Source organism: Nioella nitratireducens (assembly GCF_001879715.1).
GTDB classification, from domain to species: domain Bacteria; phylum Pseudomonadota; class Alphaproteobacteria; order Rhodobacterales; family Rhodobacteraceae; genus Nioella; species Nioella nitratireducens.
Genome location: NZ_MNBW01000007.1, coordinates 1 through 21672 on the forward strand (window position 1 = coordinate 1; position 21672 = coordinate 21672).

Consider the following 21672-nt stretch of genomic DNA (forward strand, 5'->3'; position numbering starts at 1 on the left):
GCCCCCATAACTCATTGAAATGACTCAGGCCACCACGTCAAAAAGCGAAAATCGCGCCTGATTTTGTCGAACTTGGGGTGCCCGGCAATGGTCAACGCCGGGTAGGCGTGGCCATCCGGCGCTGCGCAGCCAAATGCCTCACAAAGCTTGGCACGCAGATCGACCGGCAAGGTGGCCGTCATCAGAATAGCGGATCCGTTCATGCGCCGATGCAATCGCAGAAGGTGACACAGCTCTTGCGTCATATAGGGATCGCCCATCTCGTGAACCTCATCCACGATCAGGATCTTTCCCGACAGCGCAAAGTGGCGCAGCATCGCGTGCCGGACAGGCAAGGCCGACAACAGCGCCTGATCTATGGTCCCCACTCCGACATTTGCCAACAGCGCACGGCGGCGATTATCTGCCAGCCATTCTGTGCAAGCCGGCATCGTTTTGCCCCTCGTGGCCTTTATCAGATCGCGAAACCGCGCTGACATCTCGGCACGCCCATGCGCCAACGCCAGGCTCGGGGCCGTGTCAAACAGACGCCCCGCAAGATCTGCGGCACGGTCGAACATCGCGTTTGCGGTGGCCATCGTCGGCAAGGCGAAGAACAACCCCTCCCCCAAACCGGCTTGCATCATCCGCTGCGCCAGTATCAGCGCGGCCTCTGTCTTGCCCGAGCCGGTTTCATCCTCGATCACAGCGAGAACAGGGCCGTCAGGAAGGTCGATGGTCTGGGCGGTGGCCTGCATCGGACGTAGGGTCCAGCCTTGGGGCATCAACGGCGCGCTCGATACCTGCGGAACATCCAGACCTGCAAGGTGCACCGCCTCCCTGGCAAGCGCACGGGCCCGATCCAGATACTTGGCCAGGTCCATCGCCTCCGCGACCGGCGGAAAGAAATCGGGATTCGATGCCACCCAATCCGCGACCGCAATCAACCCAGGAAGCCACCAAGTCTGCGCCGGGGTTTCCTGCCAAGGCAGGTCATAGCGAGCATCCGGCCAAATCTTGAAAATCTCTGCAAGGGCATTGCGGGCATCCCCTTCAGCCTCCTGGCCGGCCGCAGCGATCATGGGCTCGAAATTTTCCTGCACGGGCGGCAGGCCATGATGGCCCGCTATTGCGGCATAGAAATCCAGTCGATCAAAGCGATCATCGGCGATCGCGCCCAGATCCACATCGAAGCGCCGCAACCAGGCCTCGGTGACTTCCCAATGCCGCCCCTTTGTCTGCGCTGTGCCGTCGCGCAGCATTCCACGAAAACTGGCGCTGATTTTTCCAAGATCGTGCAATGCCGCAGCCAGCGCGTAGAAGGCCTTTCGGCACGGCGGAATATTCATTCGCTCGACAAGGCATTCCGCAACTGTGCCAACGTCGATCATGTGATAGAGCGCAGGGTGTTCGACCCCTTCGTCGGAGGTGGATTTCGCAGGCCAGTCAAGAATTGCCATCCTATCCCTCCGATAAGGCGGGGTCACATTGCTCAATCAACTCTTCTGAGGTTTGCGCCTCCACTTTTTTCAGTCAAGAGATAGTGCCATGATGCCCTTGCCGAACCGGTGCAGCTCGGACCTTGGCATTTCACTCAAGATGATGGTTTTCTTCTCCGCCTCCTTGGCTCGAAATGTCATTTAATCTGTGCTCCCAGGTTCATTGAACCTTTGCCGGCATCACCAGATTTTCCGGATGGCAAAAACACTTCAGGCAATCAGGGATCCCTTGGCCGAATTAGAACAGCTTGGCGGCCGGGGCTGAACTTCGCGAGGTGGGAAGAGGCAGCAGAACATGGGGCCTTGATCCATGCTTCCCAATTCAACGGCTCTTCATCTGCCCGTCGACCATAACACGCTTGCCTAACACCGCCTATCCGGCAAGCATGATCCTTATGGCATTCGGCGTCTTCCTCCACCGAACGGATTCGATCTACGACGACGTTCCGTCGGAGCGTTACCAGTTTACAAAGCAGTATCTTACGCGAGCCCAACAGTGTGAGGGTGACTGGATCGTCTATCTGGAACCCAGCAAGATCCGGCACACGAAAGGCTATTTCGCCGTCGCCAAGTTGCAGGGGATCATCCCGGATCCACGTAAGCCGGACATGTTTCTCGCGATCATTGCACCCGGCACATACTTGGACTTTGGCGACCCGGTTCCCTTCCGAGAGGAGAACACCATCTTCGAACAGGGGTTGCTGAACGATATCGGCAAATTGTCCGGACGGGCTCAAGCCGCCGTGCGCACGCTTGCTGCCACAGACTTCGCTCGGATCGTCGAACGCGGCCTGGGGCGAGACGAAAGCATACTACCCCGGGTGGATCCGCCCCCTGCACCGCAAGGCTTCGAAGAGGGTCAAGGGTCATTTCAGCACGTTTCACCTCGAGAGCGTGTCGTGCAGCTGACCAATAGGGCGATTCGAGATCGGAATTTTCGAAAAACCGTCCTGCGCGCCTATGACGACCGCTGCGCGATCACAGGGATGCGTCTGGTCAACGGCGGCGGGCGGGCAGAGGTCGAGGCCGCGCATATCAGGCCCGTAGAGCATGATGGGCCCGATATCGTCAGCAACGGCCTCGCCCTCTCCGGGACCGCGCACTGGATGTTCGACCGGGGTTTGGTGGCCCTGCGCGATGACCTGGCGGTTATGGTCTCCCGTCAGGCCAACGACCCCGAGTCCATTCGCTCGATCGTCAATCCGACCGGAAAGTTGATTGCACCGGGCCGTCTGTCAGAACGTCCGCGACCTGAATTTGTGCAGTGGCATCGGGAGAACTGCTTCAAGCACTGAACGCGGGAACGAAACTCCAAACTGCGGATTAGTGTCTTTATTTTGAAACGACCTTCCAGTGGACTTTGCGACGGCACAGTTACCGATCGTTTTCTGATTTCAGGATCTCGCCGCAAAAGAGAGCACTCACTTTCACCGCCCCGACCAACGTCGGCAGACATGTCCGAGCACCCCATCAGTCGCATCAATCATGTGAGGTAATATTTTATTGACAGAATCATATACAATCACTCACATCATGGATGCTTCAGAAGGAAACCACGCCATAAGGCCCCCGAAGCCATGCGAAAGAACCGCAATCCCAGGGAGACTGACATGAACCAGCACACGAAACCGCTCACCCAAGCCACACGAGGCCTTGCGATCGCTTTGACAAGCCTGCTTCTGGCGCCGGGTGTTGGCGCGCAAACGTTAAACGACACCGCTGATGCCGACGGTGTCCGCGTGGCCTTTTTCAATTATGCTCCGTTCGCATATGTTGCGGATGACGGCAGCGTTATCGGCACCGATGTCGAAATTCTCGAAGCTGTCCTGGGCCAGATGGGAATCGAGTTGGCCAGCGCAGTGGCAACCGATTGGGGCGCGTTGATCCCCGGGCTTCAGGCCGGGCGTTATGACGTCGTCGCGGCAGGCATGTTCGTGACGCCTTCGCGCTGTGCAGAAGTCGCGTTCTCCGAGCCGACCTTCGGCATCCGCGCGACGCTGGTCGTTCCCGCCGGAAACCCAAGCGAGATCACGCTTTACGAAGACATCCTCGAACAGGGGGCCACGCTGGCTGCCGTCTCGGGAACCGCGCAGGTGGCTGCAGCGCTTGAGCTAGGCATCGCGCGCGACAACATCCAAGAATATCCCGATGCACCTACGGCCCTGGCCGCCGTGCGGGCCGGGCGGGCCGATGCCTTCGGCGTCGATGCCCCAAGTGCCCGCCAGATCATCGCCAACCAGCCCGGCGACGATTTCGAAATGGTCGAGCCCTTCGCCGAGATTGGCGGGCAATCGGCGGTTGACCATGGGGCCTTCGCCTTCCGGCAAGAAGACCAGGCCTTTGTCGACAGATTCAATGCGATCATGCAGGAATTCATCGGTGGTGCAGACTATGTTTCCATCAACGAGGCCCACGGCATGACCGCCGACGAGGCCCCTGTGCTCAGCGTTTCGGATCTCTGCGGCGCGTAATGTTGGCCCCCGGTCGTGCTGCAATCGAGTGGCCGGGGGCAATCTCTTGACGCAAGGCCTCAAATGTCCCGCAGTCCGATCGCCATCCTCGTCCCGCTTGCATTTCTGGCAGGACTCTATTTTGCAGTCTTCTCGTCGGTCGCGCAGTTCCTTCCCGCACTGCTGAACGGGTTGACGGTGACGGTTTCTGTGGCAGTGCCTTCGATTCTTCTAGCTTATGCGATCTCGCTCCTTGCCGGGCTGGGCCGTCTGTCTTCTATCGCACCGCTGCGTTGGGTCTCCGTCGTATATATCGAAGTGTTCCGCGGCGTGAGCCTACTGGTCGTCCTGTTCTGGCTCTACTTCGTGCTACCCGAATTCGGCCTCACCCTATCGGCGTATACCGCTGCGCTTTTGGGTGTCAGCCTGAATGCCGGGGCCTATGGTGCGGAAATTGTGCGTGGCGCGGTGCGGGCAGAGCCCAAGGGGCAATATGAGGCTTGTGTGACGCTGAATATGCCACCCTTGCGCAAATACGCCCGCATCATCCTGCCGCAAGCTTTGGTGATCGCGATTCCGGCAATGACAAACATGACGATCGAGCTGCTCAAGGGAACCGCACTGGTTTCGGCGGTAACTTTGGTTGACCTGACCGCCGCCGGGGTGCGGCAAAACCAGCTGACCTATCGCACTGTCGAGATCTTTTCGGTTCTTGCGCTGATCTACTTCTGCCTTGCGCAGATAGTGCGTTTTTCCGGTGCACGGCTGGAACATGTCTTCAACCGACACCTGGGGGAGCGGTGATGGACTGGCGTTGGGATTTCACCTTTGAAACCGTCTTGCCGCGCATCTTGCCGGGGCTCTGGGTCACGGTCGAGGTCACCTTTCTGTCCTTCGCACTGTCGCTGGTGCTGGGATTGTTCTTGATGATCGCGCGACGCTCAACGATCAGGCCACTTTCCGTCGCAGCGGGTGAGTTCATCGAGTTCATGCGCGGCATGCCATTGGTCGTGGTGATCTTTTTCCTGTTCTTCCTGTTGCCTGAAATCGGAATCTTCCTGGCCCCATTCTGGACAGGTGTTCTGGCCATGGGGATCTACAACGCCGCCCCAGTGGCTGAGATTCTGCGTGGAGGCTTGCAAGCCGTGCCAAAGGGGCAGTGGGAAGCCGCTCATGTGCTGAATTACTCGACCTACCGCACTTGGCGGCAGGTGATCCTGCCACAGGCGGTCAAGCCGGTCGTTCCGGGGCTGGGAAACCTTCTGATCCTGGCATTCAAGGAAACGCCGCTTCTGTCTTTCGTCGCCGTGCCCGAAATGCTGGATGCCGCGCGGCGCATCGCATCAGAAACCTATCGCTTTACAGAGCCGCTGACGGTGGTGGGGATTCTGTTCCTAATCCTCAGCCTGTTTTCAGCCGTTCTGATCCGCCTCGTCGAGCGGCACTTGCTCACGGAGACCCGCCATGGCAAATGAGAAGATCCGCTTTGAAGGCGTCACCAAGCGGTTTGGCGCGCTGACCGTTCTGGACAAGCTGGACCTGTCGATAAACGACGGCGAGGTGGTGACGATCATCGGCCCATCCGGGTCGGGCAAGACCACAGTGCTTCGCTGCCTGATGACACTGGAAAGCATCGAGGACGGGCTTATCCGCATCGACGGTGAACCCCTGAACAAGATGGAGAGCGAAGGCAGGCTAGTCCCTGCCTCAAATGCGCATCTTCGCCGGATGCGTCTCAAACTGGGCATGGTGTTCCAGAGCTTCAATTTGTTCCCGCACCTAACCGTCCTGCAAAACTGCGTGGAACCTCCGATATTTGCCCTCGGGGTTACGCGTGACGAGGCGCGCAGCCGGGCGCAGGAGCTTCTGGACATGGTCGGCATGGGCGACAAGCAGGCGCACTACCCGGCGCAACTATCGGGCGGTCAACAGCAACGTGTCGCCATCGCCCGGACCCTGGCGATGCAGCCCGAGATTCTCGTGTTCGACGAACCCACATCGGCGCTCGATCCCGAAACCATCGAAGAAGTCACTTCGGTGATCCGCTCGCTGGCGGTCAAGCACAGCTACACGATGCTGATGGTTACGCATCAGATCGCTTTTGCTCACGACATTTCCGATCGCATCTGCTTTTTCGACAAGGGCCGGATCGTTGAACAGGGCCCGCCTGCGGCGGTCATCGACGCGCCGACCGAAGCCCGCACCCAGCAATTCCTGCGCAAAGTCGCGCAGGCACGATAGGACTGACCATGACTGACTCGCTGATACTACCGAAATCGGAAATCGCCTATCTGAGGGTCAAGCAGGATATCCTCAATGGGCGCCTGTCCGATGACGTCCCCCTGCGCATCGAGGCCTTGAAATCGAACTATGACGTCGGAATCACGCCGATCCGCGAGGCGCTGGCGCGCCTTGAGGCTGAGGGTTTCGTAAAACTGCACCACAATCGCGGCTATTACACGACCCCGCTGAGCGCCGAGGACTTCGAGGATCTCGTGTTCTCTCGGGCGGTTGTGGAAGCCGACTTGCTCAAGCGTGCCATCGAGCGTGGAGACGAGGAATGGGAAGTGGGTCTTCTTGCAGCACATCGCAGGTTGGCAAACTGCAAATTGAACCTGCACGATCCGGACTTGACCGATCTCGAACGATGGGAAGAACGGCACATAGAGTTTCATATGGCCTTGGTAAGCGCTGCCGGGGCCAGGCATCTCCTGACCTTCTACCGCGGCATCTACGACCACTTCCGGCGCCACCAGAAAGCCTTCGTCCTGCTTCCGTCAGTTAACCGGGTCGGGCAGGGCGACGAAGAGGCGCTGCTCGCAATCGATGAATTGGCACAGCGCATTTCGATTGAGGAACACACCGGCCTGATGGATGCCGCGCTGTCCCGCGATGTCGAACTTGCCGTGCGTCTGATCCGGGAACACTCCAGCCTGACCCCATCAAAGATCGGGGTGCCCTATTTCGTAGGATCACAATAATGCACGGGCAGGACTTGCAAGCGCCCGTGCGTATCCCTGATCTCGGCGAGATCACCGAAGCGGCACGTCGGATCGCACCCCATTTGGATGAAAGCCCGGTTTTCGAATTGCCGCTTGGCTTGCCGGGTAAAAGGATCTTCATCAAGGATGAGGGGCGCAACCGGGCCGGTGCATTCAAGTTGCGTGGCGCGTTGAACGCTGTTTTGTCTTGCCCGCACGAGCGGATCGCGGAGGGCGTCTGCACCGTCAGTTCCGGCAACATGGCCTATGCCGTGGCGGTGGCCGCGCGCATCGCCGGGGTGCCGATGGCGGCCTACATGTATGCCCATGCGCCCCACTCCAAGATGGAGGGCGTGCGCGAAAATGGTGGCGAGGTTCGCATTGTCAGCGACGAGGTCTACTGGTCCTACGCCCTTGGCCAGTCCGCGCCAGAAACGGAATGGGCCTATATTTACCCGGTCACCGATCAGGCCGTGATCACTGGCCATGCCTCAATCGGGCTGGAAATCGCGCAGCAAGTGCCGGATGCGGACGTGGTGTTGACACCATACGGCGCGGGTGGGTTGACCACTGGCACGGCCAGCGCCCTGCACCGGCTTGGGCACACGGCTGAAGTCGTCGCGGTTGAGGCCGAGGTCGCGACGCCAGTCGCCGCAGCGCTCGCCGCCGGGCATCCCGTGACCGTTGAAATGCAGCGCTCTTTCGTCAAGGCCATCGGAGCCCCGACAGTCATTGACGGTGTGTGGAGTGCGACCAGGCAATTGGTGCGGCGCAGTTCAGTGGTCACGCTTGAACAGACCGTCGCCGCGATGCGCCTTCTGTATGACGAGGCCAAGATCGTGACGGAAGGGGCTTCCGCCACCGCGCTGGCCGCAGCCATCCATGACCCGGCACTGACCGGCACGATCGTGTGCGTTCTCAGCGGCCACAACATCGACGCAGCAGACTATGCGACCGTTCTGCAAGGGGGGATTCCGCAATGACCGAACCGCAAAACGACATTCCGGACGGGCGTTTCCTTTATGATCCATCTTTGGTCGGAAAAGTCGCCCTCATAAGTGGCGGAATGGGCGGTGTCGGGCGCGAGACCGTCAAGGCGATGGTGGCGCATGGCCTTCGCGTGATCCTGACCTACGCCGACGGGTTCGAAGATCCGGATAAGGCCACTGCATTTGCCAACAGCCTGAACGGGGAAGTGCACGCCATCGGCCTTAACCTGATGGATCGTTCCTCAATAGAGCGCTGCATGGATCAGGCATTCGAGACTTTTGGCCGCGTCGATATCCTCGTCAACAACGCTGCCGTCGGCTCAGCCACCGTCACGCCCTATGGCAAGACATTGGGCGAACAGGACCGGGCCATGCTGCTGATCAATGCCGACGGCACGCTTGCAATGGTGCAGGCCTTCCTGGCGCAGCGCGCGGCGCGCGAGATCGACGAAATGGCCAAGATCATCAACCTCAGCTCTGTAGGTGGCGGCACCACACAGATTCCCGGCTTTCGCCTATCTGACGGCATGAGCAAATCCGCCATCGCCTTCCTGACCCGCGCCCTTGCGGCAGAACATGTGCATGACGGGGTCGATGTCTTTGCCGTCAGCCCCGGCGCGATCAATACCCGGATGTTGCAGGCAAGCACCCTTGACAGCATGAGCGAAGCAGAGCGCGGCGCCTATATCGCGCGACTGCCAAAGGGCCGCTTGATCGAGCCTTCCGAAATTGCTGCGATCATCCTGTTCCTGGCGTCGCATTTTTCCTCGCCATTGCATGGAAGCGTGATCGACGCCTCCATGGGGTTGGGGGTTCGGCCCGGGCTGGCCTCGGAACCGGCCCCGGCTGCGTGAGGTGGCGTGATGCACGCAGACAGGATTAGGGCCGCCCTATCTGTGATAGAGGACAACGAGCTGGATGCCGCGATCCTGTTCGATCCCGCTGCGCAGTTCTATTTTCTCGGGCATGACTCCTTTGCCGGCGTCAACACGCCCCAGGCCCTGATCCTATCACCGCATCTGACTCGGCCCTGCATGGTCATCTGGGCCGCTGACGCACCAATGCTGCCCGGTGGCGGAACAGGGCTCGATCTGCGTCGTTACCAGTTCGGTGTGGATAGCCCGGCTAGTGCGCTGGCCGAAGTGCTGTTCAAGAGCTTTCCCGCCTCTGCAAAGTTCGGATGGGACGCGCAATCCGCTGCGTTGAATCACGCTCTGGCCAGCGAGATCATTGCAGCATGCAATATCACCCCGGTCGACATCTCGGCTGCGCTCGCCCGATTACGGATTTTCAAGACGTCCGAGGAAATGGCCGCGATGCGCAAGGCGGGAGACATTGTCGAGCACGGCCTGAAAGCTTTTCGTCACGCAGCACGGGTTGGAGCGTGTGAACGCGAGATCGCCACCGAGATCGAAATCGCACTGCGCCGCGCCGGATCAGACTACTGGGCAGTGCCCATCGAAATGGCCTCCGGCGACTGCGCCCACCATGTCCACGGCACGCCGTCAGAGCGTGTCTTGCAGCGCGGCGACCTGCTGCATGTCGAGTTCGGCGCCGTGCATCGGCGCTACCATGCCGTCGGTCTACAAACATTGGTCATCGGAGACGCCGATCCCAGGGCTGCATGGTATTATGACGTGGCCCGGCGCTGCCTTACGGCAGGATTGGCTACAGCCCGCCCGGGCATCCCTGCCGCCGACATCGAAGCCCCCGCGCTCGATATCCTCCGCGCAGAGGGCCTCTCGGAAACGTTCGCCATGCGGTTTGGCTACAGCGTCGGCATCGGCTATCCGCCGACCTGGCTGGAGCCCTTCGGCATCACACGGACGAACCGCGCCCCTATCTTGCCGGGCATGACCTTCGTATTGCACGCTTGCCTTCTGGACGAGGACACGTCGCTCGGAGTGCTCGTCGGAGGCACCTACGCCATGACGGAGCAAGGCCTGACCCAGATAGCCGGCGCGGGTGACTGCTCCCTGCTACAGATATCCTAGACTTCTACCCATTTGACGAAAGCACCGGCCGATAAGACAGGCTTGCTGAACTTCAGTGGGATGGTCTTGTCGACGAGATAAGCGAAGGCCTCATCACATCAGCATTGGTCAGTTCGGCGATCATTGCAGGCAAGGCTGCTCGGGGGCAACACCTGCCAGGGTCGCAGATACGCGCATTGCTGGTCGCTGCAGGGAACAGCGCGACAACGGCAGCTGTGCTGAACGTGTTGCTTCCCCCGATTACGACGTGACTTCTTTCAGCGAAACGTCCGCTCACTGGAAGAAGTCAAATATCGAACCAATAAGTCCCACTTTTACCCACACCAATCCGCGCCTGGAATAGGTAGGCGCCTAAGGGGCTTAATTCATAAGATATAGGTTGCTAGATGGTGTCCGGCAGTGAAATCAAACCACCGACACGAGAGCTGGAATCTGTCTAACAAAACCCGATCAGACAGTATCCCGGCCGCAATCAGACTGCGCCAAGTATCGGCTTGTTTGGGCTACAAGCGGCCAACCGACGAAACCAGATGCGCCTTGTGTTCAGCCAAGCGGTGTCCATTTGCCGTCCGCAAGGCTGGACTTTAGTGCGGCCTGAATGAACCGCATCCCTTCGACACCGTCGTCGAGCGTTGGTAGCAGCGCGAGGTCGGTCCCGTTGCGGATCACATCAGCGAAGTCGGCGTAGAGTGTCGCGAAAGCTTCAAGGTAGCCCTCCGGGTGGCCTGGCGGGATGCGGATGCCGAGCTCGTCACCATTGGCATCGCTCGCTCCCCGGCTGAGACGCTGCTTTGCATCGCCGAAGCCGGTGAACCAGAGCACGTTGGGGTCTTCCTGCCGCCACTCCAGCCCGCCCTTGTCCCCGTATAGCCGCAGCGCAAGGCCGTTCTCGCAGCCCGGTGCGACCTGGCTGGTCCAAAGCATCCCTTTGGCGCCGCCTTCGAAGCGGAGCATCATGTTCACGTTGTCGTCGACCTGCCGCCCGGGCACGAAGGCCGTCAGATCGGCGCTGAGCGAGTCCAAAGCCAGGCCGCTGACAAACCGGGCGAGGTTGTAGGCATGGGTGCCGATATCGCCGATGCATCCCCCTGCCCCGGACCGCGCTGGATCGGTGCGCCAGTCGGCTTGTTTATTGCTGGCGGGCTCTGTCAACCAGTCCTGCGCATACTCGACTTGCACCAGCCGAAGCTGCCCGAGCCGCCCCTCTGACACCATCCGCCGCGCATGGCGCACCATCGGATAGCCGGTGTAGTTGTGCGTCAGCAGGAACCGCGCACCATTGGCCGGTTGGAGAGCTGCCAGGTCAAGCGCATCCTCCAGCGTCGAGGCAAGCGGCTTGTCGCAGATCACGTGGATGCCGGCCTTCAGAAAGGCTTTGGCAGGAGCCACGTGCATATGGTTCGGGGTGACGATGGCGACTGCTTCGATACCGTCGGCACGGGCAGCCTCCACCTTCGCCATATGCTCAAAATTGGTATAGGCGCGGTCCGGGGCGATTCCCAAAGCCTTTGCCGATTGCCGGGCGACCTCTGCGCGAGAGGACAGGGCCCCGGCCAGCAGTCGGTAACGCCCATCAAGCCGCGCTGCGATGCGGTGAACCTGGCCGATAAAGGCACCCTCGCCACCGCCCACCATGCCCAGTCTGATTGGGTCACTCATCTTGCCTCTCCTTCACTCACGCCAAGCATGGACCTGATGGCCGCACGATCCGTGCCGCTGCCCGCGAAGTCATCAAAGGCGGTCTCGGTCACGCGGATGATGTGATCAGCGATGAACCGGGCCCCTTCCCGCGCCCCATCCTCGGGGTGCTTGAGACAGCATTCCCATTCCATCACGGCCCAACCGGCAAAGTCCATCGCGGTCAGCTTGGAAAAAATTGCGCGAAAATCGACCTGCCCGTCGCCGAGCGACCTGAACCGCCCTGCCCGCTTCAGCCAGGGCTGGTAGCCGCCATAGACGCCCTGACGCCCGGTCGGATTGAATTCCGCGTCCTTCACATGAACCATCCCGATCCGGTCAGCATAGATGTCGAGGAAATCGAGGTAGTCGAGGCATTGCAGCACGAAATGGCTGGGATCATAGAGGATACGCGCACGGGGATGGTTCCCGACTGCCTCCAGAAACATCTCCCATGTCGCGCCATCATGCAGGTCCTCACCAGGGTGGATCTCGTAGCACAGATCCACGCCCGCCGCGTCAAAGGCATCGAGGATCGGGCGCCACCGGCGGGCCAGTTCTCCGAAGGCCTCTTCGACCAGCCCGGCAGGTCGTTGCGGCCAGGGATAAAGATAGGGCCAAGCCAGCGCGCCGGAGAAGGTCGCGTGATGGGTCAGCCCCAGATTGGCAGAGGCCCGTGCGGCCTTCAGCACCTGATCACGTGCCCAGTCCGTCCGCGCCGCGGGGTTTCCATGCACCGCTGCCGGGGCAAAGCCATCGAAGGCCGTGTCATAGGCCGGGTGGACCGCCACAAGTTGCCCTTGCAAGTGGGTTGAGAGCTCCGTGATCTCGACGCCATGCTGCGCCGCCTGCCCCCTCAACTCGTCGCAATAGATTCGCGAGTCTGCCGCCTTGTCGAGGTCGATCAGCCGGGCATCCCAACTGGGCAGTTGCACGCCCTTGAACCCGAGCCCGGTCGCCCATTCACAGATCGCGGAGAAGCTGTTGAATGGCGCGGCATCGCTGGCGAACTGGGCCAGGAAGATCGCGGGACCCTTGATGGTTTTCATGGCTGTTCCTCCTCTCGCCTGCCGCAGTCCGGGCAAGCCTTTCCCGTAGCCTGCCGGGGGCAGGTCCGGTCTCTGTCAGTTCGGTTGCAGTGGGCGGACAGGCTGCTGTCCGCCCGGTCTCAGTCCTGTTTGCGACCCGCTTGGCTGATGGCCACAGCAAGGATGATGATGGCACCGCGCGCGATCAGCTGTTGAGAATACTCGAGGCTCATCAGGATCAGGCCGTTGTTGATCACACCGATCATCAGCGCCCCGACGATGGATCCGATCACGGTGCCCCGGCCACCGAAGAGCGAAGTGCCACCGAGCACCGCCGCCGCGATGACCGACAACTCATCCCCTTCGCCAAGCTGGAACCGCCCCGATTGCAGGCGACCGGCATAGAGCATCCCGGCAAGTGCTGCCGTGGTCGAGGAGATGACGAGCACGCCCATCTTGATCCGCGCAGTGTTCACGCCGGAATAGCGAGACGCGACAGCGTTGCCCCCGACCGACAGAACCTGCCTGCCGAACCGGGTGTGGCGCAGCGTGACATGCCCCAGGATCCCGGCGAAGATCATCCACAGAAGCAGCGAGGGGATGCCGAACGGTGTGCCGCCGCCGAAGAACCCCGCAAAACTCTGGTTCAGAACCGGCACAGCGCGGGTGTCGCTGATCCACATGGCGGCGCCCGTTGCGATGCCCATCATGGCCAGCGTGGTCAGGAAGGTCGGAATGGCCAGTTTTGTGGACAGGAACCCGTTGATCACGCCGACCGCAACCCCGGTCAGAAGACCAACCGCAACCCCCATGACCAACCCGCCCGAGGCGATGGCCAATGCGGTTGTGACCGAGGCCAGTCCGGCAACGGCGCCGACCGACAGATCAATCTCGCCCGAAGACAGGACCAGCGTCATCGCAACCGCCATGACCGCGATGATCGCGCTTTGGCGGAAGATGTTGAGCAGGTTCAGCGGATCGGTGAAGCCACGGTCGTGCAGTGTGATGGCAAAGAACACGAAAACCGCGACGAAGCCGAAATAGATGATGTTCTGACGCCAGCTGGATTTGAACCAGCTCACGAGGTCGAAGCCGCCTTGGCGCGTGTCGGTATGGGCCATCATGCGGCTCCCTTCTGAATAAGCAGTTGCAGTCGCTGTTCGGCGCGCTGGAAGGCGCTGCCGGTCAGGGAGTCGACCTCTTCGGGGTCGACATGCAGGTCGTGGCGGCTGATCGTTTCGGTCACGCTGCCGTTCTTCATGACCGCGATGCGGTCGGACACGGCCAGAAGCTCGGCCAGTTCGGAAGAAATGAAGATTACCGACTTGCCAGCCGCGGCCAGCGCCCGGACGAGCTGAATGATTTCGGTTTTCGATCCGATGTCGATCCCCGCAGTCGGTTCGTCCATGATCAGGATCTCCGGCAAAGCCGCCAACCATTTGCCGATCACGATCTTCTGCTGGTTGCCGCCTGACAGCGCATTCGCGGGCGATTTGCGGCTGTCGGTCTTGATCGACATCTTGGCGATGGTTTCATCGGCCAGCTTGGCCCGGCGTTTGCCATGGACCATGATCCGGCCAGAGACTGCCCCCAGAACAGGCAGGGCGATGTTGTCCTCGACGGAGTGTTCCAGCACCAAGCCTTGCCGCCGCCGGTCCTCCGGCACCAGCGCGATGCCATGTGCCATGGCATCAGAGGGGCTGCGGATCGACACCGTGGTGCCATTGATCTCGATCTCACCCACGGCGCCTGACTGCAATCCGAACAGGGTGCGTGCGATCCGCGACCGGCCCGCACCCATCAGCCCGGCCAGCCCCAGAACCTCGCCTGCATGCAGGTCGAGATCGACCGACCCGGGCCGCCCTTCGACCCCGACACCGCGCAGTTTCAGAACCACGTCAGAGGTCGCCGCAGAGTCCGCGATCAGGTCCGACATATCGCGGGTTGCCTTGCCCATGATGTCGGCGATCAGGGTTTCAAGCGTGTAGTCAGCCAGCGGCCGGGTTGCGATCTTGTTGCCATCGCGCAGAACCGTTGCGCGATCCGCGATGCGGAAGATCTCGTCCATCCGGTGAGAGACGTAGACAATCGCCCTGCCCTGTGCCCTGAGGTTGTCCAGCAGTTGGAACAGGATCTCCACCTCAGACGCGGTCAGCGCCGATGTTGGTTCATCAAGGATCAGGACAGACACATCCTGGCTCAGCGCCTTGGCGATTTCCGTCAACTGCTGCTGGCCTGCGCTCAACGAGTTCACCTCGGCGCGCGGGTCGATATCGACCCCCATCGTGGCAAAGATCTCTCTTGCCTTTGCCACCATCTGACGATCCGAGATCAAGCCAAGCGCATTCGTCGGTTCACGCAGAAGAAAGATATTCTGCGCGACCGTCAGCGTCGGAACCAGGCTCATTTCCTGGAAGATCATGCCGATGCCAAGCTCGGAGGCGAGGCGCGGGGTCAACCCCGACACCTCCTTGCCTCCGACCACGATGGTGCCGCTCGTCGGCTGATAGACCCCCTGAAGGATCTTCAGGATGGTCGATTTCCCAGCCCCGTTTTCACCCAAAAGCGCATGAATCTCGCCGAAGGCAACCGCGAGGTCGACCGACTTCAGGGCGCGGACGCCACCGAAATTCTTGACCATCGCGCGCATTTCGAATGCGTTTGAAGTTGCCTGTGACATTTTCAGACCTCAATCCAGCTCTGGCTTTCGCCCGAGGCGATGATGGCGTCCGCGATCTGGCAGATGCGGAATCCGTCATCGAAACTCGGACTTGGCTGCTCACCCGAAGTGATCGCCCGAAACAGGTCATAGCATTCGATGATCTTGGTTTCACCATAGCCGATGCCAAGGGCCGGGATCGGCCACAGCCCCTCGCCATAGGGATGGGCGGCACCGGTGTAGATCGTGCGGAAACCGCGCACATCGGCGGGATCGTCCGCGAACATGACCTGAAGCGCGTCGCGGTGCTCATAGTCGAAAAGGATCGATCCCTTGGTGCCGTGGATCTCGAAGGTCAGGTAGTTGTTGCGCCCATGGGCGTTCCGGCTGGCCTCGATCGAACCATAGGCACCGCTGGAAAAGCGCAGTTGCGTGATCATTTCGTCATCTACATCGACGATGCCGCGCTTGGCATTGGCATCGCCGCCACCGACGCCGAGCTTGTCGACATTGCCTTCCTGAACCGGGCGGGTGGGAATAAGGGTGCGGTTGACGGAATTCACCGCCGCGATCTCGCCCACCAGATAGCGCGCGAAATCGACGACATGGGTGCCGATATCGCCGATGGTGCCCGACCCGGCCACATCCTTCTGGAAACGCCAGGACAGCGGGCTGTCGGGATCGGCAGACCAGTCCTGCAGGTAGGTGCCCCGGAAATTGACGATCTCGCCGATGCGGCCTTCGTCGATCAGCTTGCGCGCAAGGGCCACCGCCGGGGTGCGGCGATAGTTGAAGGCAACCATGTGGATCACGCCTGCCGCCTGCACGGCGTCGAGCATGGCCTTGGCCTCCTCGGCGGTGCGGGCAAGCGGCTTTTCACTGATGATGTGCTTGCCGGCCTTGGCCGCCGCGATGGCAATCTCGGCATGGGTGTCATTCGGGGTGCAGATATCGACCACATCGATATCGTCACGGGCGACGACGGCGCGCCAATCGGCCGACCCTTCCTCGAAGCCGAAGCGGGTGGCCGCCTCGTCGGCGCGGGCCTGGTCGATATCGACAACCACCTTGCGCACCGGAATGGCCGGGGCTGGCCAGAAGAACATCGGCATTGCCGCATAGGCCATGGCGTGGGCCTTGCCCATGAAACCGCCGCCGATCATTGCTACATTCATCGTTTTCATTGCTTCGCTCGCACTTCGGGCGTTTGCGCCCGAGGGGGGCACAGCACGCGGGGTCTGTCAGAAAGATTGGGAGAGAGAGGCGGCCAGCCGAGGGAGGACAGCTGGCCGCCAGGTGCAGGGTTACTGCATGCTGCCCACGACGGTAGCGGGCGCCTCGGTCGAGTAGACTTCTTCCCAGGCGTCAAGCAGGTTGTCCTGCATCACCGGCAGGGCCGGCAGCGCAACATAGGCAGGCGCTTCGCGGTCCAGCAGGCCATAGCCGGCCAGGATCGCCTCGGTCACGCCCTGTTCAAACGGGCGCTGTGCTCCGAGACCGTGGATGTATCCGCCACGCGCCATGTCGATGGCGACGTTCTCGCCCAGGTCGATGGTGGTGATGATCAGATCGTCCCGGCCTGCGGCACGGGCGGCAGCGATCACGCCTTCGGCGGGAACGTCCCAGACGGCCCAGATACCGTCGATTCCCCGGTTGGAGATCATCATTGCGCTCGCCACACGCTCGGCGTCACCGATGAAATCCGGCCCGCCGATGCCCTGCTCGGCGACGATCTCGATATTGGGATAGTTCTCCTCGATGGTGGCGCGGAAGGCGTCATAACGCTGGCGCGTCACGAAGAAATCCGCCGCGTGATAGACGATTCCGATTTCGCCGCCTTCCTCGCCAAGGGCCTGTGCCATCAGATGGGCCGATGCGACGCCATTGCCGTAGTTGTCGGCCGATACGACAGAGACATAGTCTTCACCTGCGGTCAGCCCGGCAGGCACGTTGTCCATGAAGACCAGTTCGACACCCCGTTCAGCTGCCATGCGGTAGGCACTGGCGGTTGCGACCGGATCGGTCGGGATCGACACGATGATCGAGGGATTTTGGGCCATGATCGTCTCGATATCGGACATCTGGGTTGCCGCTGAGAATCCGGCATCAGTGACCGCAATCACCTCGATCCCCATGATCTCGAACTGGTGACGAAGGCCATTCACCTGGGCCTGGCTCCAGTCATTCCCGCCGTAATGCAGCACGATAGCCGCGGTCGCGTTCATCGCACGGATCGCCTCGAGATCCGCCTCGCTGAGCGAGATCTCGGAGGCTGCGGTCGGCGCCTCGCCATTGGGTCCGGTGGACAGCACCTGCCCGGCAAGCTGCTCCAGCGCCTCGGCTGCCGATTGCGCGGCGACAGGCGTCGCCCCAAGGATCGCGCCCAGGGCCATGGCCGCAAGACTGGTATGTTTCAGAAAGCTCATTTCGGTCTCCTCCCGAAGGTAATGTTGGATGATAGTGTCAGGCTTTGGCCAGAGCGGCCTTCAGCCAGTCGTAACTTGCGCGCGCACCCGCTGCCGGGTCGGGCCATGTATCGAGTTCGGTGGTGATCCATCCGCTGAACTGCGTGTCTTTCAGCGCCTGGACGATGGCATCCATGTCCAGATCCCCCTGTCCGAGCGGCGTGAAGCCGAAAGGTTCGGACCGAAGCCCTTTGAGGTGGACATAGGTGATGCGGTCAGCCCATTGGCGGATTAGAGCGGGCACATCGCATCCGCCGGCCGCCAGATGTGCGGTGTCGGGACAGAAGTGAATCTCGGTATGGGCGAAGATTTCCGCGATCTCGTCAGGTGCCTCGGCCAGCGTTGTGAGATGCGGATGATAATGCGCCTCCAACCCTGACCGACCAGCGATTTCCCGACAGGTTTCAAGGCCAGCCCCAACGGCAGCCCGGTCCTCCGGCCTTGGACCCGAAAGGCGCTTTGCGCCTCCGCCAATGACAAGGTGCGTGGTGTCGAATTCAGCCGCAAGGTCTGCGACCCGGCGGATCTTTTCGAATTCTTCCTTGGCGATGTCAGGAAAGATGAGGTTTGCACCGGAGTAGACGGCCAGCAACCCCAGCCCGTTGTCAGCCAGCAGCGCTTTCAGTTCGGCTTTGCGGTCCGCGTATTCCAGCAGGTTCCCGTCGAAAATTTCCACGCCCGAATAGCCAGCTGCGGCGATATCGGCGAAGGCCTCTGCCATGTCGGCAAAGGTCATGTAGGTCAGGCTACCGATCGAGGTGACGCCGACGGGGTGCCCGCCGAGCGGCCCCCAGCAATTGGCGTGATAAGCCAGCTTCGCAACCATGTCCTGCATCTCCCGCATTCTGATAGCGACCACTTTTGTCGCCGTTTCATCTCATAGCGCTCAATATTCAGTCTTCATACGCTTAAGTCAATATATTAAATGCACAAGCAACTTATCTTTTGCTTTTTATCAACATAAGTAATGCATTGTGATGCAACTAACCGCTGTGATATGCAGAACAAGACAATCCCAGAAGGTCTCGCGCCCATGAACCCGCGCTTGGAAACTCAGAATCATGTCACCCCCCAGCACCGCTCCGAGTCGGGAGGAATCGATGCCTGAGTCCGTCAAGCCGCGCGGAAAGGGGCGACCGCGCAGTAGCGAAACACCGAACCAGAGCCTGATGACGATCCTGAACCTGGTGCGTCTGGGCGCGGCCACCACGCGACAGGAGCTGGAACGAACCTGTGAACTCGGCCGGGCAGTCGTTGCAGACCGCCTGTCGACCCTGACCGACCTCGATCTTGTCGATGAGAGCAAGTCGGGCGTTGCAACCGGCGGGCGTGCACCGAAACTCGTCAGCTTCCACCCCAATGCAGGCTGCATCCTGGTCGCAGCGCTGGACCAGACTTCGCTGAGCATCGGCATCGCCGACCTTTCGGGGCGGCTGATCACCGAACATCACGAAGCGTCGGAGCTGTCTCTTGCCCCACGGAGCATCCTCGACCGGCTGGTCAAACTGATCGAGTGGATCCTCCCGCGCCATGCCGATGCCGGCCCGCTCTGGGGCATCGGGCTGTCGGTCCCCGCCCCTGTCCCCGTCCAATCATCGGAAATGTTCCTGAGCGAGACCCCCGTCTTCCTTCCCGGCTGGGAAACGACGCCGGTCGTCGAGACGCTCATCGACCGTTTCAAGGCCCCGGTCTGGGTTCGCAGCAGTGTCGAGACCATGACCATGGGCGAACTCACCGCAGGTGACGGAACCGACGTGGACACAATGCTGTTCGTCAAGGTCGGCAAACGCATCGGCGCGGGCCTGACCATGAACCGAACCCTGTTTCGCGGCGCGCAGGGAGCAGCCGGGCTTATCGGCCAGTTGCCGGTCACCGAGGGCGGAAAGACCGGACCTCTGGAAACAATGGCCGGGGCTGACATGATCCAGCGGGAAGGGCTTGCCGCGGTGAAGGACGGACGCAGCAGTTACCTGGCGGACATTCTTGCGAGGATGGAGGAACTGACGCCCTTCGATGTCGCCCAGGCCGCTCAGGCGGGTGACGGGGCCAGCATGGATATCCTGTCGCGCAGCGGCCGCATGATCGGGCATTCCGTGGCCTATCTCGCCACGATGCTCAACCCCGAACTCATTGTCCTGGGCGGCAGCGTGGCGATGACGAACGATACCCTTCTTGCGGCGGTCCGCGAGGTCGTCTACCGAGAAAGTCACCCGCTGGTCACCCGTGACCTGCGGATCATCCGGTCGCAGATGGGCAGTTCCGCCGGGCTCGTCGGGGCCGCGATGGTGGTGACCGAGGCCTTGTTCGACCCGGCCCTCTTGCGTGGATGGATCCTGAGCGGACGCCCAATGGCCCACCCGGAATTCCTCGCCGCAAGAGAGGCCGCGGCCCGTCGCCTGGCCGAGCTCTCCGAAACACCCGCGCCGCCACCGGCGCCATCCATTTGAAGAGGGCAGACACGATGGGTTCCGTTACTCCCCCGACGACACCGTCCCAGTCCATATCCGGCCTCGGTCCACATGGCGAACGCGCATCCGACCCACGGCGTCTTGTCATTACGGCAAGTGACGCAGCAGCGGCCCGCGATGGCGGGTATCGTGTCGCCGTCGTTCTGCACACCCTGTCCGGGAACTGGTCGGAGCAACACCTGGCAGCGATCGCAGGAACGCTTGGTGATGTTTCGATCTCACTCTTGGAGGCGGTCGATTGCCAGTTCAACCCGGACCGCCAGATCGCGGCGCTGGACCGGCTGATCGACCTTCGCCCGGATGCCATCATCTCGTTGCCGGTGGAAAACACCGCGGTCGCCGCCGCGCACCGGCGCGTGGCCGAGGCCGGCATCAAGCTGCTGCTGCTCGACAATGCCCCAACCGGGCTGCTGCCGGGCAAGGACTATGTGTCTCTCGTGTCAGCCGACAATTTCGGACTTGGCCGGACAGGCGCGGAACTCCTGGCCCCGCACCTGCCGCAGAACGCGTCTGTCGGCGTGCTGACCTATGGCGTGGATTTCTTTGCTACGAACCAGAGAGAGATCGCCTTCAGCAAATGGATGGGCGGGCAGCGACCGGATGTGACGCTCAAAACGGCTGCGTTCCCCGCGCCGCATCTTGCAGGCGGAACGGCCGAGAGCTTTCTGTCGACCACGCCCGACCTCGACGGGCTCTTCGTGGTCTGGGACGAGCCCGCGGTTCAAGTGCTGGAAACGATGGAACGCCTGGGCGTCTCGATGCCAGTCACGACCGTTGACCTCGGGGAGAAGATGGTGCCGCGGCTGGCTGATGGAACGGTCCTCAAGGGCGTTGCGGCGCAGAATCCCTACTCCCAGGGCCTCGCTATGGCGCAGGTTGCAATCCTCGCGCTCCTCGGGCGCCAAACACCTGCCTGGATCGCCCTGCCGGGGCTTCCGATCACGTCTTCGAGCATATTGGGCGGCTACCAGTCTGTATGGAGAGCCCCTGCACCGGCCGAGATCGTTGAAATGACCGCGAGGTAAGCGATGAGGTCATAGGGCACGGTGACCTATTGCACCCTTGAAAGATCCTCGGGACCCGCTTTGCAGAGTTGAGCGCTACGCCCGGGCCCTGCGGCTTAAGGTTCCTCGAGACAGCTAGTAGCTTATTGGCAGATGATGTCTCCTTGCAGGACCAAGGAGGTATGGAAGTTTCCCGTTGCGATAAATGGTGCCCGGGGGCGGAATCGAACCACCGACACGAGGATTTTCAATCCACTGCTCTACCCCTGAGCTACCCGGGCACGGGTGCAGGTCTCGCCTGCGGGTGGAGGCGTTCTAGGGGGTTCCGCGGGGGCTGTCCATAGGGTCTTGCGAAAAAAATTTGTCTCCGGTGATGCGGGGTGGCGCAGGCTGTGACAGGGTCGACGGAAAGTCAACTTTCCTCCGCAAAACAACGGCCAAGAGGCCACGCTTGACGGCGCGGCCTCCCGTAGGTTTTG

Annotated in this window: 19 protein-coding genes and 1 tRNA gene; 11 read left to right on the plus strand and 9 right to left on the minus strand. The window is 61.2% G+C overall.

The genetic code is table 11. The annotated features are described in order from the left end of the window. Positions 1-11: 11 nt before the first annotated feature. A complete protein-coding gene (locus BKY27_RS08020; protein WP_071673954.1) occupies positions 12-1439 on the minus strand; it encodes a CRISPR-associated endonuclease Cas3'' in 1428 nt (475 codons plus the stop codon). Between the two features lie 434 nt (positions 1440-1873). On the opposite strand from BKY27_RS08020, the gene BKY27_RS08025 reads away from it, so the two are divergent. From BKY27_RS08025 to BKY27_RS08065, 9 genes are all read left to right on the plus strand, one after another. After that, positions 1874-2773 carry an HNH endonuclease gene (locus tag BKY27_RS08025; protein ID WP_071673955.1) on the plus strand — a complete coding sequence of 300 codons (900 nt, stop codon included), beginning with the start codon at positions 1874-1876 and terminating at the stop codon, positions 2771-2773. 315 nt (positions 2774-3088) lie between these two features. Beyond that, entirely contained in the window at positions 3089-3949 is an 861-nt protein-coding gene (gene ehuB / locus BKY27_RS08030; RefSeq protein ID WP_071673956.1) for an ectoine/hydroxyectoine ABC transporter substrate-binding protein EhuB, read from the plus strand. A 63-nt stretch (positions 3950-4012) separates the two neighbouring features. Then, positions 4013-4732, plus strand: coding sequence for an ectoine/hydroxyectoine ABC transporter permease subunit EhuC (gene ehuC / locus BKY27_RS08035; protein WP_084667900.1), 720 nt, complete (start codon positions 4013-4015; stop codon positions 4730-4732). Beyond that, positions 4732-5403, plus strand: coding sequence for an ectoine/hydroxyectoine ABC transporter permease subunit EhuD (gene ehuD, locus BKY27_RS08040; RefSeq protein ID WP_071673957.1), 672 nt, complete (start codon positions 4732-4734; stop codon positions 5401-5403). Before ehuC ends, ehuD begins: the two co-directional genes overlap by 1 nt. Beyond that, complete coding sequence (ehuA, locus tag BKY27_RS08045) at positions 5393-6169, plus strand: ectoine/hydroxyectoine ABC transporter ATP-binding protein EhuA (RefSeq protein WP_071673958.1); 777 nt, start codon at positions 5393-5395, stop codon at positions 6167-6169. Before ehuD ends, ehuA begins: the two co-directional genes overlap by 11 nt. A gap of 8 nt (positions 6170-6177) precedes the next feature. Next, positions 6178-6909, plus strand: a complete 732-nt coding sequence (locus BKY27_RS08050) for a GntR family transcriptional regulator (protein ID WP_071673959.1) — start codon at positions 6178-6180, stop codon at positions 6907-6909. After that, on the plus strand, positions 6909-7892 hold the full coding sequence (locus tag BKY27_RS08055; protein ID WP_071673960.1) for a threonine ammonia-lyase: 984 nt from the start codon (positions 6909-6911) through the stop codon (positions 7890-7892). The genes BKY27_RS08050 and BKY27_RS08055 overlap by 1 nt, the downstream gene beginning before the upstream one ends. Further along, on the plus strand, positions 7889-8752 hold the full coding sequence (locus tag BKY27_RS08060) for an SDR family NAD(P)-dependent oxidoreductase (protein ID WP_084667901.1): 864 nt from the start codon (positions 7889-7891) through the stop codon (positions 8750-8752). Before BKY27_RS08055 ends, BKY27_RS08060 begins: the two co-directional genes overlap by 4 nt. Positions 8753-8794: 42 nt before the next feature. Continuing rightward, positions 8795-9892, plus strand: coding sequence for a M24 family metallopeptidase (locus BKY27_RS08065; RefSeq protein ID WP_158514970.1), 1098 nt, complete (start codon positions 8795-8797; stop codon positions 9890-9892). Positions 9893-10435: 543 nt separating this feature from the next. Here BKY27_RS08065 and BKY27_RS08070 read toward each other — a convergent pair. The 7 genes from BKY27_RS08070 to BKY27_RS08100 form a co-directional block, all read right to left on the minus strand. Further along, positions 10436-11551 carry a Gfo/Idh/MocA family protein gene (locus BKY27_RS08070; protein WP_071673962.1) on the minus strand — a complete coding sequence of 372 codons (1116 nt, stop codon included), beginning with the start codon at positions 11549-11551 and terminating at the stop codon, positions 10436-10438. Further along, positions 11548-12618, minus strand: coding sequence for a sugar phosphate isomerase/epimerase family protein (locus BKY27_RS08075; RefSeq protein ID WP_071673963.1), 1071 nt, complete (start codon positions 12616-12618; stop codon positions 11548-11550). The genes BKY27_RS08070 and BKY27_RS08075 overlap by 4 nt, the downstream gene beginning before the upstream one ends. A gap of 119 nt (positions 12619-12737) precedes the next feature. Further along, positions 12738-13721: an ABC transporter permease gene (locus tag BKY27_RS08080; protein ID WP_164744770.1), complete on the minus strand. Its 984-nt coding sequence runs from the start codon at positions 13719-13721 to the stop codon at positions 12738-12740. Further along, entirely contained in the window at positions 13718-15277 is a 1560-nt protein-coding gene (locus BKY27_RS08085) for a sugar ABC transporter ATP-binding protein (RefSeq protein WP_071673965.1), read from the minus strand. Before BKY27_RS08085 ends, BKY27_RS08080 begins: the two co-directional genes overlap by 4 nt. A 2-nt stretch (positions 15278-15279) precedes the next feature. Further along, positions 15280-16440 (minus strand): levoglucosan dehydrogenase, encoded by a 1161-nt coding sequence (locus BKY27_RS08090; RefSeq protein WP_071673966.1) that lies wholly within the window; start codon positions 16438-16440, stop codon positions 15280-15282. 120 nt (positions 16441-16560) lie between these two features. After that, a complete protein-coding gene (locus tag BKY27_RS08095) occupies positions 16561-17682 on the minus strand; it encodes a substrate-binding domain-containing protein (RefSeq protein ID WP_084667902.1) in 1122 nt (373 codons plus the stop codon). 37 nt (positions 17683-17719) lie between these two features. Next, entirely contained in the window at positions 17720-18547 is an 828-nt protein-coding gene (locus tag BKY27_RS08100) for a sugar phosphate isomerase/epimerase family protein (protein ID WP_199559085.1), read from the minus strand. A 274-nt stretch (positions 18548-18821) separates the two neighbouring features. On the opposite strand from BKY27_RS08100, the gene BKY27_RS08105 reads away from it, so the two are divergent. After that, entirely contained in the window at positions 18822-20168 is a 1347-nt protein-coding gene (locus BKY27_RS08105) for an ROK family protein (RefSeq protein ID WP_071673967.1), read from the plus strand. 14 nt (positions 20169-20182) lie between these two features. Further along, on the plus strand, positions 20183-21214 hold the full coding sequence (locus tag BKY27_RS08110; RefSeq protein WP_071673968.1) for a substrate-binding domain-containing protein: 1032 nt from the start codon (positions 20183-20185) through the stop codon (positions 21212-21214). Between the two features lie 185 nt (positions 21215-21399). Here the strand turns inward: BKY27_RS08110 and BKY27_RS08115 are convergent. Next, positions 21400-21474, minus strand: a tRNA-Phe gene (locus BKY27_RS08115). Positions 21475-21672: the final 198 nt, after the last annotated feature.

What these genes read in the sequence shown, in the direction of transcription:
- BKY27_RS08020 (WP_071673954.1), bottom strand. Translation starts at nt 1,439, where the DNA reads ATGGCAATTCTTGACTGGCCTGCGAAATCCACCTCCGACGAAGGGGTC.
- BKY27_RS08025 (WP_071673955.1), top strand. Translation starts at nt 1,874, where the DNA reads ATGGCATTCGGCGTCTTCCTCCACCGAACGGATTCGATCTACGACGAC.
- ehuB (WP_071673956.1), top strand. Translation starts at nt 3,089, where the DNA reads ATGAACCAGCACACGAAACCGCTCACCCAAGCCACACGAGGCCTTGCG.
- ehuC (WP_084667900.1), top strand. Translation starts at nt 4,013, where the DNA reads ATGTCCCGCAGTCCGATCGCCATCCTCGTCCCGCTTGCATTTCTGGCA.
- ehuD (WP_071673957.1), top strand. Translation starts at nt 4,732, where the DNA reads ATGGACTGGCGTTGGGATTTCACCTTTGAAACCGTCTTGCCGCGCATC.
- ehuA (WP_071673958.1), top strand. Translation starts at nt 5,393, where the DNA reads ATGGCAAATGAGAAGATCCGCTTTGAAGGCGTCACCAAGCGGTTTGGC.
- BKY27_RS08050 (WP_071673959.1), top strand. Translation starts at nt 6,178, where the DNA reads ATGACTGACTCGCTGATACTACCGAAATCGGAAATCGCCTATCTGAGG.
- BKY27_RS08055 (WP_071673960.1), top strand. Translation starts at nt 6,909, where the DNA reads ATGCACGGGCAGGACTTGCAAGCGCCCGTGCGTATCCCTGATCTCGGC.
- BKY27_RS08060 (WP_084667901.1), top strand. Translation starts at nt 7,889, where the DNA reads ATGACCGAACCGCAAAACGACATTCCGGACGGGCGTTTCCTTTATGAT.
- BKY27_RS08070 (WP_071673962.1), bottom strand. Translation starts at nt 11,551, where the DNA reads ATGAGTGACCCAATCAGACTGGGCATGGTGGGCGGTGGCGAGGGTGCC.
- BKY27_RS08075 (WP_071673963.1), bottom strand. Translation starts at nt 12,618, where the DNA reads ATGAAAACCATCAAGGGTCCCGCGATCTTCCTGGCCCAGTTCGCCAGC.
- BKY27_RS08080 (WP_164744770.1), bottom strand. Translation starts at nt 13,721, where the DNA reads ATGATGGCCCATACCGACACGCGCCAAGGCGGCTTCGACCTCGTGAGC.
- BKY27_RS08085 (WP_071673965.1), bottom strand. Translation starts at nt 15,277, where the DNA reads ATGTCACAGGCAACTTCAAACGCATTCGAAATGCGCGCGATGGTCAAG.
- BKY27_RS08090 (WP_071673966.1), bottom strand. Translation starts at nt 16,440, where the DNA reads ATGAAAACGATGAATGTAGCAATGATCGGCGGCGGTTTCATGGGCAAG.
- BKY27_RS08095 (WP_084667902.1), bottom strand. Translation starts at nt 17,682, where the DNA reads ATGAGCTTTCTGAAACATACCAGTCTTGCGGCCATGGCCCTGGGCGCG.
- BKY27_RS08100 (WP_199559085.1), bottom strand. Translation starts at nt 18,547, where the DNA reads ATGGTTGCGAAGCTGGCTTATCACGCCAATTGCTGGGGGCCGCTCGGC.
- BKY27_RS08105 (WP_071673967.1), top strand. Translation starts at nt 18,822, where the DNA reads ATGCCTGAGTCCGTCAAGCCGCGCGGAAAGGGGCGACCGCGCAGTAGC.
- BKY27_RS08110 (WP_071673968.1), top strand. Translation starts at nt 20,183, where the DNA reads ATGGGTTCCGTTACTCCCCCGACGACACCGTCCCAGTCCATATCCGGC.